This is a genomic window from Methanomicrobium mobile BP (assembly GCF_000711215.1).
Taxonomy (GTDB): Archaea; Halobacteriota; Methanomicrobia; order Methanomicrobiales; family Methanomicrobiaceae; genus Methanomicrobium; species Methanomicrobium mobile.
Map to the genome: position 1 here is coordinate 127777 of NZ_JOMF01000004.1, position 15722 is coordinate 143498.

The following is a 15722-nucleotide window of genomic DNA, read 5'->3' on the forward strand; positions in this document are numbered from 1 at the left end:
CTTTCACCAGTTATTTTTTCGGTATCCTGTCAATCAGTATTCTGTCAATTATTCAGTATTCTGTCAATCAGTATTCTGTTATTTCTCAGTATCCCGTCTGTTTTCAGTATCCTGTTCTGTATCGCAGAATTGCCGCAAAGCCTCCGAATGCGTTGAAGAGCATTGCGCCTTCCTCGAAGTCGTCCGAGATAATCATGACGGTCGCATTGCCCGCGTCGGCAAGAGCGGCAAGTTCGTCTATGATATCGGTCTCCTCGGCTATGTATACCGGCGCCGAGCACTTCGGGCAGATTCCGATCTCGACGTCGCTGAGTTTCTTGCCGCCGGACATGTTCACGGTTTCCTCGCGGGAATAGTCGCAGTTCTGACAGCAGACCTTTATTCTGGACATCCTGAGGATACTCGAGAGGAGAAGGACATCGACCGCGTTTATCTCGAGGTTCTTTCGGACGCTCTCTTCGCCGTATGCGCTTAAGCCGTCGTCCTTGATGAGTTCCTTGAAGAATCTCTCCATCATGACTTTCTCTTTCATGACCTCGACGCCTTTTAGTGCGTCGGCGGCATTGTCGACGAGCTCGGAGAGTCCGCTTTCGTTGGTGTATGAAACGTCGAAGAGACCGATTATGCGCTTTTGAAGTTCGTGGTGCAGGTATCCGCCGCTCTCGAACTCGTCCTTAGTCGGTGTCGGGCCGCCGATGAGCACACCCTTGAATCTGTCAAAGAATTCGGGTTCGGCAAGGAAGATGTCGTTGGCGCGGTCGGCTACCCTCTTATAGAACTCGTTGATGGCGATGAGACGCAGACGCTGGAAACGCATTGCGGACTGACCGCCTTTTCTCTGCTTGCCCGGGACGGTGGAGGTGACGGTCGTTATCGCCTCGATTCGGTTGCCGCGCAGGAAACCGACGCAGGCTTCGCGTCTGTCGATGACTATGAGTCCGTAGACCTCCTTCTCGACGAGCATCTGCTTTAAGGGCTCGAGCTCGAAGTTCGAGGAGCATCGGTAAGAGTAGGATGTTATCGGCTCGGGCGGCTCGAGTATAGTACAGTCAAGGTCGGTCCTGTCGCCGCCGAGCTTAACGGTTCCGCAGAAGATTGCCATTCCGTTCTCGGGCGCATGCTGGTAATTCTTCAGGCGCGAAAGTATCGAGGAGATTGCGCTCTGAACGTTTGTTCTTGTCTGTTTGCTCTTGATGTTGGCGCACTGTCCGAATTCGTCGCGAAGCTGCGCTGTTACATCGTAGATCTGTTTGTCCCGCGGAATGTAGATGGAGATTAGCTCCGTTCCGCTTCCTTCTTTTTCGGCGAGTTTCTCAAGTGTTTTCTTGAATTCGTATCGTTTTCTCGCGCTGTCCAACTCTGATGTTTCTTCTGCCATGTAATTTTTTTCCGTCCGAGGATTTCCGTTTCGGGATATTTCGGTCTGAAGGCGACTGCATATGATCGCACCGACCGTGATGCATGAACTTTAGTATAATTCGACGTGTACAGCATTAAGTCTTAGTCTTTTATCAGGATTCTGAGGGGGTCTAAGAGATGGCGGGTCAAAGATAGGACAGAAGAGGGGCGGCATGTCAGGGTGCAATCTAATCAATGCTTTGTGCAGTCATGCTTTGTGCAATCACATTTTGTGCAGTTATATCAACTGCTCCATTCTCATCTTATCCATCGTTATCTTCTCCCTTCAAACATCCCGATGATTCGGCAAGTTTCTTTTCCTGCACTTTTACGCGCCTCTCAACCTTTTTGATGTCTTCAGCCGGCGGAAGTTCTTCCGGTTTTATTCCGCGTTCTCCCAGCATCTGTCGAATTGTCGTATTGTTTTGAACGTGCTCGTCCGTAATCGGAGACTCTCCGTACAAATCTTTCTGCTCGACATTGTAATTAGTCATCTCTGTCGCAAGATTCTTGGCAGCGATTGTTAAAGAAGGCAGAAAATCTGCCAGGGGACGGTTTTCCCGGACGCCAAGCCGTTGCTTCATGGCTCCCGTGGAATTGCCGCCAAACAGCGCTTCATCTCCTTTTGAACGAATACGCCCGAAACCTGCGTCATCAACTCCGCGTTCATAGATATTCTGAGAAAGCCTTTTTTCTGACTCCTTAAGCCGCTCTCTGGCATTACTGCGCTCAATGAAAGCAATCCTCTCTTCAATCAGTTCCTGCTTTCTCGTCTGTACCGCAAAATAACTCTGTGCAAAAGCAATTTCTTCCTTTCGCGGATCACCGTTCTGCGCTATAAGATAACATGCATATCTTGTAAGCATGTAATCAGTTACTGTCCTTTGTCCCCCTTTTCCGATCTCGATCATTTTGCTGACCTCAACAAAATGATCCGCGCATGAAACACCGCATTTTTCGCACGCAGTCATCGCATTTGTGATCGCATTTTCAAAGTTCCTCCATTGAGCATATCCCAAACAAGTCATCAGTTCCCTTGCAAGCCAGTATTCAATATTACTGTCCGTATAGTGGACAATTTGATCAAATGTCTGTTTTAACTGCCCGATTTGGTTCTTATCCACTTAACAATCCCCCTTTCCTTTTTCAGTTTCTTCGGTTCAGTGTTCAACTGCACTTGTTTAATTGCTGTTTAATTGCTGTTTAATTGCTGTTTAATTGCTGTTTAATTGCTGTTTAATTGCTGCTTAATTGCTGCTTAATTGCTTAATATTCGTCGGAAGGAGTCTGCGTCCACAATCCGACCTTTGTTCCCGACTTCAGATTCTCCAGCGCCGTTGCGTTGCCCAGCGTCCTCAGCAGGTACTGATCGACTTCGGCGTTTATTCCGTGACCGCCGATGAACATCTCAAAGTCTTTCGGCTCGCCGGCACGGTTGTATAATCCGAGTCCCTGATCGTAGGGGATTAACGAGTCGGAGGCGGAGTGAAGGATATAGACTTCGCGCGGCGCTATCTTGCCGATATAGGTGTCGGGGTTGATGCTTCTTACAAATATGTCCATTCCGCCCTGTCCGGCTATGCCTTCTTCATAGACGTAGCCCGAGGTCGATATTCCGACATAGCCCGCAAAGCCTTCGTCGATTGCGGCGGCAACGCAGGCGTATCTTCCGCCGTTGGATGAGCCTGCGGCATAGATCGGCAGGTCGGAACCGTAGATGCCGGCGATGTATTTCTGCGCGGCGCAGAGGTCGAAGATTATCTTGTAATACTGCGGAGTGGTTCCGCGTGAGAAGGTCTTGTATTCGTTCTGGATGTTTAAGGGGACGCCTGCCGTTTTTCCGCCGTTGCCGCGGATATCGACTGCCATGAAGACAATGCCGTCCTGAGCATATTCTATGGAACGGTTGAGGTGTTTGTCTGCGGCAACTCCGGCGCCGGGTGCGAAGATTACGGCGGCTCTTGCCTTAGATGCGTCGACAGGCTCGGCAATGAGGGCATATACGTCGCTGCTGCCGTCGTTCATGGTCAACTGCGTTATCTTGACGCTTCCGTCGGCGGCGTAGGTGACATTGCCGGCGGTGTATGCGTAGTCGGTGCCCGTAAGCTTCAGAGCGCCGTATTCCGTGAGCGAATACGAGTATTTTTCACCCGCACCCGAGCTTAAGGGCGTGCGTTCTTCGTTTGCCGCCGTGCATCCCGCGATAATTGCGGAGGCGAAGACTGCGGCGATGAGAAGGGCAAGCGCCGCCGTTGTGCGAAGACTGCGGGGCATCTGCCCGTATTTTTCGGTTTCCTGATTTTCTTTCATGTTATCTTTATTGTGCCGTATTTATTGTGCGGAAAATGCGGACTTACTCATTTCCGGGAGAGTTTACGTAGGCTTTCACGGCTTCTTCGGAGAGTAGTGACTTAAGGACGAGGCATATTGTCTTGGCATCGACGATTCTGCCGTCGCGGATCATCTCGAATACCTCTTCCTTCTTTACTTTGACGACCTCGATGAGCTCGTCCTCGTCCTTGTGGAACTCGTTCGAAGGCGTCAGGGAATGTGCCTCGTAGAGCCAGATTCTTTCGTTGGTGTAGCCCGGCGTCGTATAGATAAAGCCGATTGGGACAAGCCTGTCCGACCTGTAACCCGTCTCCTCGATGAGTTCGCGGTATGCGGTCTCGTCGGGTGTCTCCCCCTCGTTCATAGTGCCGGCGGGAGCCTCGTAGATGTATTCGTCTATCGGGTAGCGGTACTGCTTTATGAGGTAGCAGCTGTCCCCTTCGATGGGGAGCATTGCCACGGCGCCGCCGGGTTTTACCACGACACGCTCGAGTGTGACGCCGCCCGGGAGGTCGACTTCGACACGCTCGATCTTGAACCTGCCGCCGTTGTAGATATCATCGATTTTTTTCATGACGCATTCTCTCGGTTTGTTTTTCAGTATTTTCCGTAAGTATAGTTTCTCGGTTTTTCTATTAGTATTGTCTATTGGTATTGTCTCTTCGGTTTTACCGGGATTTCCCCGTTCTGCATCAGGTTCAAAACCGCGCATAAACTTTTGCATCTTTACATACCGGCATCTTCAGATAACATTTTGCAAATTACATATTACGGATTTGCAAATCAACATTTTACAGATGACATTTTGTAAATTATACTTTACACACGTGCATTTTGCGGATTCACGACCTTTAAAGCTTTTGAAATGTTGCAGGCAATATTGTCCGGATTTTAACAGGTATTTTTTTGTTTGCCGCTTATTTACGTGCCGTTTACCGTGTACGTTACAGAATTCATAACGCCAAGCATTACAGGAAACATTTATAAAACATTGTACCACCAAGATTATATTATGGTATCGGGGGATACCATGCCAAAAATTACGATGGGGAATTATGATAAAAAACTTTGGGGACTGCTCGGACATGTGCGAATTTTGCAGGCATGTTCAAATCGATAAATCGAGATGTACAGGTGATCTCTGCTGTGATGCCTTCCCGAAAGGCATCCCGGTATATATTCTCTGGGGATACGACCACAGAGAGTCTTACCCGAACGATCACGGCATAAGGTTTGAAATCAGGGATGATCTCACGGATCTGGATGTCGTGATGATGCAGGCGAGAATGGAGACAAGAATCTCCGAAGACCGCAACAGACAGATCCTTGAGCATCGCCGGAAAGACATTGAGAATTACCTAAAGCGAAAGCAGAATCGAAAACCGATTCCGATTGAAAAAAGATATTAATTCGGATTATAAATCACTCAGATTTTTTGTTATTTTTTTGATTTTTTGCTGTTTTCCGCGGATTCAGATTTGATATTTCAATTTTAAGACTCAAAGCAGTCTCTTGAATTTTGCCGGCGCCTTCTTGTTTATCTCGACGATTGCCTTCTCATAGGGGATGGGGTCTTCGACGCCGATCTCGTTGAACGCCTTTAAGCGATAGTAGCAGGAATCGCAGGTGCCGCATGCGTTCTCGTTGTTCCTGTAGCATGACCATGTATGTTCGTAGGGAACGCCGAGCCTCAAACCTTTCTCGAGGATCTGCTTCTTGTTCATCCTGACAAACGGCGTCATCAGCTTTATGTGAACGGAATCGGATGTGCCGAGATCGATAACCCGCTGAAATGCCTCGATATATTCGGGGCGGCAGTCGGGGTAGCCCGCATAATCCGAGGACTGAACGCCGATGAATATCGCATCGGCATTGCGTGTCTCGGCGTAGCTCGTCGCTATCGCAAGAAGGTTGGAGTTTCTAAACGGCACATAGGTATTGGGGAGTTCGCCGGCGTTCGCCGATGACTTTGCGGATTCCGCCGCTTTGCCTTCGCCCTCGTCCTCACCGTGACTGTGAACCTTCAGATTCGTATCCGTAAGGGAGCTGCCGCCGAAGACCTTCAGATGCGTGAGGGGTATGTGCATGAACTCGAGTGCGTCCAGCGAAGCCGCGATCTTTTGTGCGCAGGCAAGTTCCTTTGCCTCGGTAAGCTGACCGTATGAGGTGTGAAGCGCCAATATGTCGTAACCCATATCCTTGGCAACATAGGCAAGTGTGGATGAATCCATTCCGCCCGAGATAAGGCATACTGCTTTCATTGTATAATCGTGGTAATTGAAAGATAAAAGATGTTTTTAAAAGGGTTTTTAAAAGGAGTTTTAAGAGTTATTATTGCGGGTTATTGCGGTTTATTGCGGGTTATTGCGGCTTGTTGCCGGTTATTTCACGTCGATAACCTTGTGAAGCTGCACCTGGAAGGTTACCGGGATACGGTTTTCAAGGATATACTCCGCAATTGCGTGGCAGTCGCTGCCCCAGACGGGGGTTATGAAGAGTCTTGCCGCCGTATCGTATGACTCGATGATACTTTGCGCATATTTAAGATCCGTCATGTCGCCGACGACGAACTTCACCATATCGCGGGGGCGGAGTTTTGCGAGTATGGAGAGGTCGCTGTGCTCCCCCGAGGAGGGGCACTTTACATCCATGCATATTGCCGCATACGGGAAGCATTCCGAGGGATCTATGGTGCCGTTGGTCTCAATCTCGACATAATATCCGTCATCGTACAGGCGCTTTAAGAGCGGCACCAGGGCTTTCAGATGAATCAGCGGCTCTCCGCCGGTGACACAGATATTGGCGCAGCCCAGCTCGGCAATCTTCCCGCAGATCTCCTCATGGCTCATATCGGTGCCGCCGTGACGTGACTCGGGGGTATCGCACCACTTGCAGTTGAGGTTGCAGCCCGCAAATCTGACAAAGACCGCCGCCGTTCCCTGAAACGCACCCTCGCCCTGAAGACTCTTAAAAATCTCAAATACCTTCATTACAGACAATCACTTATCTCGGACAATCATTAATCTCGGACATTCATTAAGCAATCTTATCGGATAATCGCAAACGGCGCTCTCAGTGTGCCTCGGGCGTGCCGGGCGTCCATTCGGCATAGCAGGATGTCGACTCCCAGACCCTGCACTTCGAGACATTTATTATAATACCGAGTTTTGCGCACTCCGCCTCAAGCTCTGCCGACATCCTCTCGGCAAGATGCTCGCTTGTCGGGTCGCCCTTTGTCGTGACAACCTCCTGAAACTTCTTCAGGCAGTCCACCATCGGATCCTCCTCGTTGAGAATAATCTGATGATCGTAGCGGTTCACGATGTTCTTAATCAGATTATAGTCCACAAGGATCTGTGAATCCTTTGCGACGGCACCGTCAACCCAGAACTCGACGCGCCACTGGTGACCGTGAAGGCGGTAGCATTTGCCCTCGTAGTGCAGAAGCCTGTGCGCCGCCTCGAAATATGTCTCTTTATAAATCCTTACAGTCATGATTTTCCCGCAGTTGCCGCAGCATAGTTGCCGCAGCATTTGTTATATCAAATGTTTTGTTATATCAAATGATCAAATGCGCGCACGGAGATTCGCGCACGTAAATTGATATCAGTCCTTAATTATTTGCGCTCTCATGAAGTAAATGTTTACCACGATGTAAAAACTCTTCAATTTCGGCGGCGATTTCGGGGCATGACCGCGCGGAAAAAGTGTGCGGGCTAATATCTTTAATATGTCACAAGTTCAAATTTTAGGGAGAAGTCTGATATGTACCGACAGCGGCGGTGAGGACAGCAGGGTAGTATCTGCCTGTTTTCTTTAAATCTGCTGTAAATCAGCCTCGCTTTACATGCGATTTCATTGAATTACTCTGTAGTCGGGCATACCAATTTCGCGCGAGCAATCGCGCATCTCCAAAGAGGCAAAATGGATACATTCCATCAATTGAGGTGTTCAATTGGGTAACGGAAAATTCGCAGCAAGAAAATGTAAGCGCGACTCTAAAAACAACAGATGGCGCGACGTAAACTATTCAAGAAAGGCTCTCGGCCTTGACATCAAATCCGATCTTCTGGAAGGTGCACCGCAGGGCAGAGGAATCGTTCTTGAAAAGATAGGTGTAGAAGCAAAGCAGCCGAACTCGGCAATTCGTAAGTGTGTCCGTGTTCAGTTAATCAAGAACGGCCGTCAGGTCAGCGCGTTCGCGGTCGGCGACGGTGCAATCAACTTCATCGATGAGCACGACGAGGTCACAATCGAAGGTATCGGCGGTCGTCTCGGTCGTTCGAAGGGAGATATTCCCGGAGTCCGTTATCAGGTCACTGCCGTTAACGGCGTCTGTCTTCGTGAAATGGTTCTCGGCAGAAAGGAGAAACCGCGCAGGTAATTATCATGGCAGATGAAGCAAGCACACAGGCACAGACCGGCATTGAGACAAAGAGCCTTCTTTTCAACAAGTGGGATATCTCCGAGGTCAAGGTCAATGACCCGGGTCTGGTACGCTACGTAAGCGTAAACTCTCTCATTGTTCCGCACTGCTGCGGCAGAAAGCAGAAACAGCAGTTCTCAAAGTCCGAGATGCTCATCGTCGAGCGTCTGATCAACAGACTCATGCAGACCGAGCACAACACGGGAAAGAAAGAACTCACAACCCGTATCGTCGAGGAAGCCTTCGATATCGTCAACAAGAAGACCAAGAGAAACCCTGTTGAGATTCTTATCGAGGCAATCGCGAACGCGGGTCCGCGCGAAGAGACCGTCCGTTTAAAGTACGGCGGTATCAACGTCCCCAAGTCGGTCGATACGGCACCTCAGCGCCGCATTGATACCGCGCTTTACTTCCTTGCAAAAGCAGTTCAGCAGGGAAGCCACAAAAAGAAGCGTGCGGCTTCCGCAGTCCTTGCGGAAGAGCTTATCCTCGCAGCCGCCGGTGACACCCGCAGCTTCTCGGTAGCAAAGAAAGAAGAACGTGAACGTGTAGCTAAATCGGCACGTTAAACCTGATTTAACTTATAAAATACTTTTTTTTGGTGTATCTACATGACCAGACGAAAGAAAATGGTGGAAAGGGTTACGGAACTGATGGATCAGCCGAAGATGATCCGTAACATCGGTATCGTAGCTCACATTGATCACGGAAAGACCACACTCTCTGATAACCTTCTTGCAGGCGCGGGAATGATCAGCGAGGAGATTGCAGGTAAAGCCTGTTGGATGGACTCGGATGAGGAAGAGCAGGCACGCGGTATCACTATCGATGCTTCGAACGTCTCGATGGTTCACGAGTATGACGGCAAAGAGTATCTCATCAACATGATTGATACTCCGGGTCACGTGGACTTCGGCGGCGATGTTACGCGTGCAATGCGTGCCGTAGACGGAGCTGTTGTTCTCGTCGATGCCGTAGAGGGAACGATGCCTCAGACCGAGACCGTTCTTCGCCAGGCACTCAAAGAGGGTGTCAAGCCCGTTCTGTTCGTCAACAAAGTCGACCGTTTAATCAACGAACTTAAAGTCGACGAGATGACGATGCAGATCCGCCTCGGAAAAGTCATTGATAAGGTTAACAAACTCATCAAGGGCATGAACGAGGAGGCATACAACAACGGCTGGAAGCTCGATGCGGCACAGGGAACCGTCGCATTCGGTTCCGCTCTCTACAACTGGGCAGTTTCGGTCCCGTACATGAAGAAGAGCGGCGTTTCGTTCAAGGATGTCTACGAGAAGTGTACCGCCGGCGACATGAAGTGGCTCGCAAAGAACAGTCCGCTCTGCTCGGTTGTTCTCGATATGGTAGTCAACCACCTGCCCAACCCGCTCGAGTCGCAGGAACGCCGTGTCAACATTATCTGGCAGCACGGCGACAAGTCGACCCCCGAGGGTCAGGCAATGTACAAGTGCGACCCCAACGGTCCGGCATCTTTGATGGTTACCGATATCTCCTTCGATCAGCATGCGGGTGAGGTAGCAACAGGACGTCTCTTCTCGGGTACGCTCAGACGCGGTACCGAGCTTTACGTAATGGGTACCGCAAAGAAGATCAACCGCCTTACCCAGGTAGGTGTCTTCATGGGTGCGGAGAGAATCGAGGTGGAGGCAATCCCCGCGGGCAACATCGTTGCCGTCACGGGTCTTAAGGACGCAATCGTCGGTTCAACCGCATCGACCCTTATGGAGATGACTCCGTTCGAGTCCTTAAAGCACTACTCCGAGCCGGTCATGACCGTAGCCGTCGAGGCTAAGAACATGAAGGATCTGCCCAAGCTGATTACGGTTCTCCGTCAGGTCGCAAAAGAGGATCCGACCGTTCAGGTTACGATCAACGAGGAGACCGGCGAGCACCTTATCTCCGGTATGGGTGAACTTCACCTTGAGGTTATCACGGGACGTATCGCACGTGACAAGAATGTCGAGATTGTCACTTCACCGCCGATTGTCGTTTACCGCGAGACCATCACCGGCAAGGCAGGTCCCGTCGAGGGTAAGTCACCGAACCGCCACAACAGATTCTACATCGAGCTTGAGCCGATGCCGGCAAACCTCGTCAAGGCTATCAAGGACGGAGAAGTTTCCATGGATATGCCCGCACTCGAGCGCCGCGACAAGTTAATCGAGCTGGGTATCGATAAGGAACAGGCAAAGAACCTTGTCGCCATCGAGGGTACAAACACATTCTTCGATATGACAAAGGGTATTCAGTACCTCAACGAGACCATGGAACTTATCTTCGACGGCTGGAGAGAGGCTCTTGCAGGCGGTCCGCTTGCGGATGAGCAGATCCAGAATGTCATGATTAAGCTCGTCGATGTTAAGCTCCACGAGGATGCAATCCACCGCGGTCCGGCACAGGTTATTCCTGCGGTCAGGTCTGCCGTCAAGGCGGGTGTCCTCATGGCGGGCGACACACTCCTCGAGCCGATGCAGTTCCTCCAGATCACGGTTCCGCAGGAACACATGGGAAGCGCAACCGGTATGATCCAGGGACGCCGCGGTCAGGTCTCGGATATGACCTCCGAGGGTGACACGATTACCGTTATCGGTAAGGCACCTGTCGCTCAGCTCTTCGGTTTCGCCGGCGATGTCCGCTCGGCTACCGAGGGTCGTGCAATGTGGTCTACCGAGTTCGCAGGTTTCGATGTTGTTCCGGCAGGTATCCTGAAGGACGTCGTCAAGGAGATCAGGAAGCGCAAGGGACTTAAGGAACAGATTCCGACACCCGAGGATTATCTCGTATAATCCCCAATACAAACACAAATCGGATACTTTCAATACGCGGGTATCGGGGACGGATACAATAACAGATACTGCGTCCCCGTTTACCCGAATATCATACAATATCACATCATTTCTCAACCGTTGCTTTATGCAACGGTTGCCTTCTTTCCATACGAAAACCTCGGATTGAGTGGGTTTTTACCGATTCGAAATAATTGACTGCCCGAATTGTTTGACGATGTCATATTGCCATTAGGTTTTTATACATATTTATTCAATCATTAATCGGTACACCTCCTAAGTGGTAGTCGGAGTCCTTTTTAGGGACGGCGTCAGTACCGCGCCCGCGTCCGATATACTCGAGGTAATCGGAGGAATAATGTGAAAACATTTTTCAACGTACCTTCAGCCGAAGGTATCAAAGAAATTATGAAGAGCGAACGCTTTAGCAAAGCGGAATATCTGCTTCTGTTGTCGTTGATAGCATTCACGTTCATACCGAGCATCAATCAGCTGATTGTCGACAGGTTCATCACCGACATCGGCGGAAATGTCCTGGAGATTGCGGGACAGATCGAATGGTTTGATCTCTTTAACGAAACGATTCTGGCATTTCTGACCGTTCCTTTGTATTTCGTGTTCAACAGGGCAAAGGATGACGAGGAGTTCTCCAGCAGGATTAACACGACATTTGTCATAGGGTTTGTCCTGTATACGCTGATCTCGATTGCCATATACTTCTACGCGGGTACTCTGACCGCATACATGAATGCTCCGGCAGAGAGCGTTAATTACCTGTGTCTGGAGACAATCGGGTTCGTAATAGGATTCATCAGTTCATATCTGTTCGTAGTTTTCGTTGTCAGAGGAAAGAAGGAAATTTTCGTCTCGCTTCTGATCGTGAAAGTAGCCATGCTGTCGATAGGGAATGCGATCCTCATTCCGGAATACGGCGTCATAGGTGTGGCAATGACCAACATATCGGTAAATCTGATGATCTCGATTATTTCGATACTGTTGCTTTACAGGGAGAAACTTCTCAGAAGATGGGGCGGAATCAATAAGCCTGCGATTGCCGATTGGGTTAAGACGGGATTATTCTCCGGAGGTACGGTCTTCGTCGCCAATCTGATCTATGTACTCATAGTGATGAAGATGGTCAACGAGGTCTCGCAGATGAGCAATTACTGGCTTGCCAATAACTTCATCTGGGGGTGGCTGATCATACCGATAGCGGCAATAGGAGAGATGATGAAGAGGGAATACTACAACGGATACAGAAGGATATGGAACTATCTTGCCCTGACTACATTGGTTTTGGTTATCTGGCTCATATCCGTTCCGCTTTGGGATTTCATGTTCCGTGAGATCATTCAATGCGAAGATCCGTCGGCGATTACCGGGATACTCTATATGAGCGTTCCGTTTTATGTATTCTACGCATATTCCGTGATTATTCAGGCAGTGCTGATCTCGGTCGGAAAAACGAGATACATCTTCTACGAATGCCTGTTTGTCAACTTTGTCTATTACGGCATAGTATACGGTCTGTATCTTGCGGGTGTGTTTGAAGCCTCACTTGAGTTCATCATACTGATGTTCGGAGTCGGTTTGGCTGTATGTCTTGTGATAGATTCGGCATTCTATCTCTATTCGATGAAAGACATACCGAAAGAATATCTCACCGAAGATGCGGCATTGACCAATTAGAGGTCTTATTACCTCTTCTTTTTCTGCCAATCAAATATTCCGTTTTTTTATGAAAGCCTGCGGGTGATCGCAGACGGGGCAGGTATCGGGCGCTTCCCTGCCGATACCGATATCTCCGCAGTTTGCGGCTGTGCTCCGTGACCCCACGTACTTCTTCATTTTGAACTGTTGCAAAATTTGCAACAGTTGCCCCAGCCTGTATTACATGATAAAAATCCCCAAATCAATGGATAATTGCCGAAAAAAAAGGTGTTGCAATAAATTGGGTAAGTTCAGTAGTTGTCTGCCTTAATCTCAAAGTATGCCTGCGGGTGATCGCAGACGGGGCAGGTCTTGGGTGCTTCCTTGCCGATACTGATGTGTCCGCAGTTTGCGCATTTCCAGACCTTAACTTCGGGGCGCGAGAATACAATCTCTTTCTTGACGTTTTCAAGAAGTTTGCGGTAGCGCTCCTCGTGCTCCTTCTCAATCTTTCCTACAGCCTCAAAGAGTGCCGCGATGTCGTTGAAACCTTCCTCGCGTGCTTCTTTTGCAAACTTTGCATACATATCGGTCCACTCGAAGTTTTCTCCCTCGGCGGCGGCAAGAAGGTTCTCTATTGTGGAGGGTACGTTGCCGTCATGGAGGAGTTTGAACCAGATCTTTGCATGCTCTTTTTCGTTGCCCGCAGTCTCCTCGAATATTGCGGCTATCTGATTGTAGCCCTCTTTCTTTGCCTTTGACGCAAAGTATGTGTATTTGTTTCTTGCCTGAGATTCGCCTGCGAATGCGGTCTGCAAATTAGCTTCCGTCTTTGTTCCTTTAAGATTTGCCATAACTAATCCTCACTTGAGTTAATTTGTTTAACATCAAGTTGTTAGTACTTTTCACTAATATTACTTTGCGTATATACAACGGCGGTTTACCTGCCGAGTTTCAGCGGCAGGAGTGCGGAGTTGACGAGGACTCCCATGACCGCGACCTCGTGACCGAGTGCGCCGACGACGGGGGTAACTATGCCCAAAAGGGCGAGGATGACGAGTCCCGCGGATATCAGGACGGCAAATGCGGTGTTGAATTTGATCGTCCGCACCGCCGTCTTTCCGATCTTAAGAAGCATGCCGACGGCTTCGAGGCTGTCGCGGAGGATTACGGCATGTGCGGTCTCGATTGCCGCGGTGTTCTCACGCGAGGCGATTGCGGCGCCGAGGTCCGCCTGCGCAAGTGCGGGGCTGTCGTTGACGCCGTCGCCGACGAAGCAGACTTTGTAGCCTTCTTTCTGATACTTTTCCGTGATCTCTTTTTTGTCGGCGGGGAGTATGCCGGAGTAGAGGTCTTCGGAATTTATGCCGCATTTCCCGGCTATACTGCGCACAATCTCGTCTTTGTCGCCGGAGAGGATGGCAAGTTTGCGTATTCCCGCGTCTTTGAGCTGCGAGATTACACGCGGCGATTCCTCGCGTATCCTGTCGGAGATGCCGATTATGCCGATGATTGTGCCGTTTCTCACGACGAAGAGGGTGTTGTAGCCCGCGGTCGAGAAGCGTTCGCCGGCACTTTCCGCCTCATCGGTGAAGGTTACGTCCGCGGACTGAGTGAAACGGCGGTTGCCGACCCGAATTACCTTTGAATTTTCTTTGAATTCGGCGATCATGCCGTTGTTGACCGCGGTTCGTATGCAGTCGGCGTTCTCCGACGCGGCGGTCGGTATGCCTGTTTCTGCGGCATAATCCGTGACCGCCTTTGATACGGGGTGCTGAAGTCCGTTCTCGGCGATTGCCGCTTCGGTTATGACCTCTTCTTTCGTGACGCCGCCGAATGCCTCGACTGCCGTGACCGTCATCTTACCCGTAGTCAGCGTGCCGGTCTTGTCGAAGAGGACGGCGTTTATCTGCCCCGCTTCTTCGAGGTATCTGCCGCTCTTGAAGAGTATTCCGCGCCTTGCTCCCGCGCCGATTGCGGCAATCGCGGCGGAGGGCGTTGCGAGGAGGATTCCGCACGGACACGAGACGATTATGACGGTGATTGTCTTCTCGATACTGCCGGTGACGAGAAGGATTAAAGCCGCGACAATGAGGGTTATCGGGGTGTAATACCGCAGGAATTTCTCGATGAACGGGTATGACGGCGGTTTTCTCTCCTCTGCCTCGTGGACGAGTTTGAGTATCTGCGAGTAGGTGGAGTCGTTTCCGCGACGCTTTACCTCTATCTCGATGAGTCCGTTGAGGTTTACGCTTCCGGAATAGACCATGTCGCCGACGGCTTTGTCCACGGCGATGCTTTCGCCGGTGATGCAGGATTCGTCCATGCTGGCGGCGCCGGAGATGACGATTCCGTCGGCACAGACGATGTCGCCGGGTCTTATGCGTGCGATGTCGCCCGCTTCTATATCGTCGACCGGCACTTCGATGAATTCGTCGCCGTGATCTTCGCAGCCGCATCCGTCATGTTCGTGGTCTTCGCAGTGACATTCGCCGTGTTCGTGCTCGTGTTCGTGTTCGTGGTCTTCGCAGTCGCAACGGTGTTCTTTGCGCTTTATCAGACCGAATTTCGGGTGGAGAGAGGCCAGTTTGTGTATGTCCCTGCGCGAGCGGCTGTATCCGTAGTCTTCGGCAATCTCGCCGAGGGTGAGGATGAAACCCACTTCGGCGGCGACCATGTAGTCGCCGAGCCAGACGGCGCCGAGGATTGCCAGACCCGCAAGCTCGTAGAGTCCTCTTCTTTCGATGATGAGTCCTTTGAGTGCGTAGTATATGATCGGTATGCCGGTGAAAGCCGCGGATACGAGAGCGAGCGCCGATATCTGAAATGCCGTGAGATAACCGCCGTATTCACCGATTAGCGCCGCTAGAAGCGTGACGCCGGCGATGACGAGCAGGATGTATTCAGGTTCCTTCCACCACGGCGAATCCGCATCCCGTTCTCTGCCGTGGTCGTGACCGCAGCCGCAGGGACAGCCGTGCGAGCCGCTGTGTTCGTGCGGGTCGTGATGTTCGCGGTCATGATCGTGTTCCGCGTGTTCTTGGTCGTGATGTTCGTGATCGTGCCCGCAGGTGCATCCGCAGCCGCATTCTTCATGATGACTCATGTTT

15 protein-coding genes are annotated in these 15722 nt (G+C 50.6%); 5 read left to right on the plus strand and 10 right to left on the minus strand.

The window, feature by feature from the left end:
- Positions 1–103: 103 nt before the first annotated feature.
- The 4 genes from prf1 to T502_RS00585 all read right to left on the minus strand — a co-directional run bounded on the left by prf1 (position 104) and on the right by T502_RS00585 (position 4303).
- Positions 104–1378, minus strand: a complete 1275-nt coding sequence (prf1, locus tag T502_RS00570; RefSeq protein WP_042705156.1) for a peptide chain release factor aRF-1 — start codon at positions 1376–1378, stop codon at positions 104–106.
- A gap of 283 nt (positions 1379–1661) precedes the next feature.
- Positions 1662–2522, minus strand: coding sequence for a DNA damage-inducible protein D (dinD, locus tag T502_RS00575; protein WP_042705157.1), 861 nt, complete (start codon positions 2520–2522; stop codon positions 1662–1664).
- Positions 2523–2664: 142 nt separating this feature from the next.
- Positions 2665–3708, minus strand: a complete 1044-nt coding sequence (locus T502_RS00580) for an alpha/beta hydrolase family protein (RefSeq protein WP_052358933.1) — start codon at positions 3706–3708, stop codon at positions 2665–2667.
- 43 nt (positions 3709–3751) lie between these two features.
- Entirely contained in the window at positions 3752–4303 is a 552-nt protein-coding gene (locus T502_RS00585) for an NUDIX hydrolase (RefSeq protein ID WP_052358935.1), read from the minus strand.
- A gap of 481 nt (positions 4304–4784) precedes the next feature.
- On the opposite strand from T502_RS00585, the gene T502_RS00590 reads away from it, so the two are divergent.
- On the plus strand, positions 4785–5138 hold the full coding sequence (locus tag T502_RS00590) for a hypothetical protein (RefSeq protein ID WP_042705158.1): 354 nt from the start codon (positions 4785–4787) through the stop codon (positions 5136–5138).
- A gap of 90 nt (positions 5139–5228) precedes the next feature.
- Here the strand turns inward: T502_RS00590 and queC are convergent, their stop codons facing one another.
- The 3 genes from queC to T502_RS00605 form a co-directional block, all read right to left on the minus strand.
- Entirely contained in the window at positions 5229–5990 is a 762-nt protein-coding gene (gene queC / locus T502_RS00595) for a 7-cyano-7-deazaguanine synthase QueC (protein WP_052358937.1), read from the minus strand.
- A gap of 120 nt (positions 5991–6110) precedes the next feature.
- Positions 6111–6719, minus strand: a complete 609-nt coding sequence (locus T502_RS00600) for a 7-carboxy-7-deazaguanine synthase QueE (RefSeq protein WP_042705159.1) — start codon at positions 6717–6719, stop codon at positions 6111–6113.
- An 82-nt stretch (positions 6720–6801) separates the two neighbouring features.
- Positions 6802–7224, minus strand: coding sequence for a 6-carboxytetrahydropterin synthase (locus T502_RS00605; RefSeq protein WP_042705160.1), 423 nt, complete (start codon positions 7222–7224; stop codon positions 6802–6804).
- A 460-nt stretch (positions 7225–7684) separates the two neighbouring features.
- On the opposite strand from T502_RS00605, the gene T502_RS00610 reads away from it, so the two are divergent.
- The 4 genes from T502_RS00610 to T502_RS00625 all read left to right on the plus strand — a co-directional run bounded on the left by T502_RS00610 (position 7685) and on the right by T502_RS00625 (position 12651).
- Positions 7685–8113: a 30S ribosomal protein S12 gene (locus tag T502_RS00610; protein WP_042705161.1), complete on the plus strand. Its 429-nt coding sequence runs from the start codon at positions 7685–7687 to the stop codon at positions 8111–8113.
- A 5-nt stretch (positions 8114–8118) separates the two neighbouring features.
- Entirely contained in the window at positions 8119–8724 is a 606-nt protein-coding gene (locus tag T502_RS00615; protein ID WP_042705162.1) for a 30S ribosomal protein S7, read from the plus strand.
- Between the two features lie 42 nt (positions 8725–8766).
- Positions 8767–10962 (plus strand): elongation factor EF-2, encoded by a 2196-nt coding sequence (locus tag T502_RS00620; RefSeq protein ID WP_042705163.1) that lies wholly within the window; start codon positions 8767–8769, stop codon positions 10960–10962.
- Between the two features lie 360 nt (positions 10963–11322).
- Positions 11323–12651 carry an MATE family Na+-driven efflux transporter gene (locus T502_RS00625; protein WP_157197428.1) on the plus strand — a complete coding sequence of 443 codons (1329 nt, stop codon included), beginning with the start codon at positions 11323–11325 and terminating at the stop codon, positions 12649–12651.
- A gap of 30 nt (positions 12652–12681) precedes the next feature.
- Here the strand turns inward: T502_RS00625 and T502_RS09175 are convergent, their stop codons facing one another.
- The 3 genes from T502_RS09175 to T502_RS00635 all read right to left on the minus strand — a co-directional run bounded on the left by T502_RS09175 (position 12682) and on the right by T502_RS00635 (position 15718).
- Positions 12682–12810, minus strand: a complete 129-nt coding sequence (locus tag T502_RS09175; protein WP_281172059.1) for a rubredoxin-like domain-containing protein — start codon at positions 12808–12810, stop codon at positions 12682–12684.
- 113 nt (positions 12811–12923) lie between these two features.
- Positions 12924–13466 (minus strand): rubrerythrin, encoded by a 543-nt coding sequence (rbr, locus tag T502_RS00630; protein ID WP_042705165.1) that lies wholly within the window; start codon positions 13464–13466, stop codon positions 12924–12926.
- Positions 13467–13552: 86 nt separating this feature from the next.
- On the minus strand, positions 13553–15718 hold the full coding sequence (locus T502_RS00635) for a heavy metal translocating P-type ATPase (RefSeq protein ID WP_042705166.1): 2166 nt from the start codon (positions 15716–15718) through the stop codon (positions 13553–13555).
- Between the last annotated feature and the right edge of the window lie 4 nt (positions 15719–15722).

What these genes read in the sequence shown, in the direction of transcription:
- T502_RS00615 (WP_042705162.1), top strand. Translation starts at nt 8,119, where the DNA reads ATGGCAGATGAAGCAAGCACACAGGCACAGACCGGCATTGAGACAAAG.
- T502_RS00600 (WP_042705159.1), bottom strand. Translation starts at nt 6,719, where the DNA reads ATGAAGGTATTTGAGATTTTTAAGAGTCTTCAGGGCGAGGGTGCGTTT.
- T502_RS00605 (WP_042705160.1), bottom strand. Translation starts at nt 7,224, where the DNA reads ATGACTGTAAGGATTTATAAAGAGACATATTTCGAGGCGGCGCACAGG.
- queC (WP_052358937.1), bottom strand. Translation starts at nt 5,990, where the DNA reads ATGAAAGCAGTATGCCTTATCTCGGGCGGAATGGATTCATCCACACTT.
- T502_RS00580 (WP_052358933.1), bottom strand. Translation starts at nt 3,708, where the DNA reads ATGAAAGAAAATCAGGAAACCGAAAAATACGGGCAGATGCCCCGCAGT.
- T502_RS00620 (WP_042705163.1), top strand. Translation starts at nt 8,767, where the DNA reads ATGACCAGACGAAAGAAAATGGTGGAAAGGGTTACGGAACTGATGGAT.
- T502_RS00590 (WP_042705158.1), top strand. Translation starts at nt 4,785, where the DNA reads ATGATAAAAAACTTTGGGGACTGCTCGGACATGTGCGAATTTTGCAGG.
- prf1 (WP_042705156.1), bottom strand. Translation starts at nt 1,378, where the DNA reads ATGGCAGAAGAAACATCAGAGTTGGACAGCGCGAGAAAACGATACGAA.
- T502_RS00585 (WP_052358935.1), bottom strand. Translation starts at nt 4,303, where the DNA reads ATGAAAAAAATCGATGATATCTACAACGGCGGCAGGTTCAAGATCGAG.
- T502_RS00635 (WP_042705166.1), bottom strand. Translation starts at nt 15,718, where the DNA reads ATGAGTCATCATGAAGAATGCGGCTGCGGATGCACCTGCGGGCACGAT.
- rbr (WP_042705165.1), bottom strand. Translation starts at nt 13,466, where the DNA reads ATGGCAAATCTTAAAGGAACAAAGACGGAAGCTAATTTGCAGACCGCA.
- T502_RS09175 (WP_281172059.1), bottom strand. Translation starts at nt 12,810, where the DNA reads ATGAAGAAGTACGTGGGGTCACGGAGCACAGCCGCAAACTGCGGAGAT.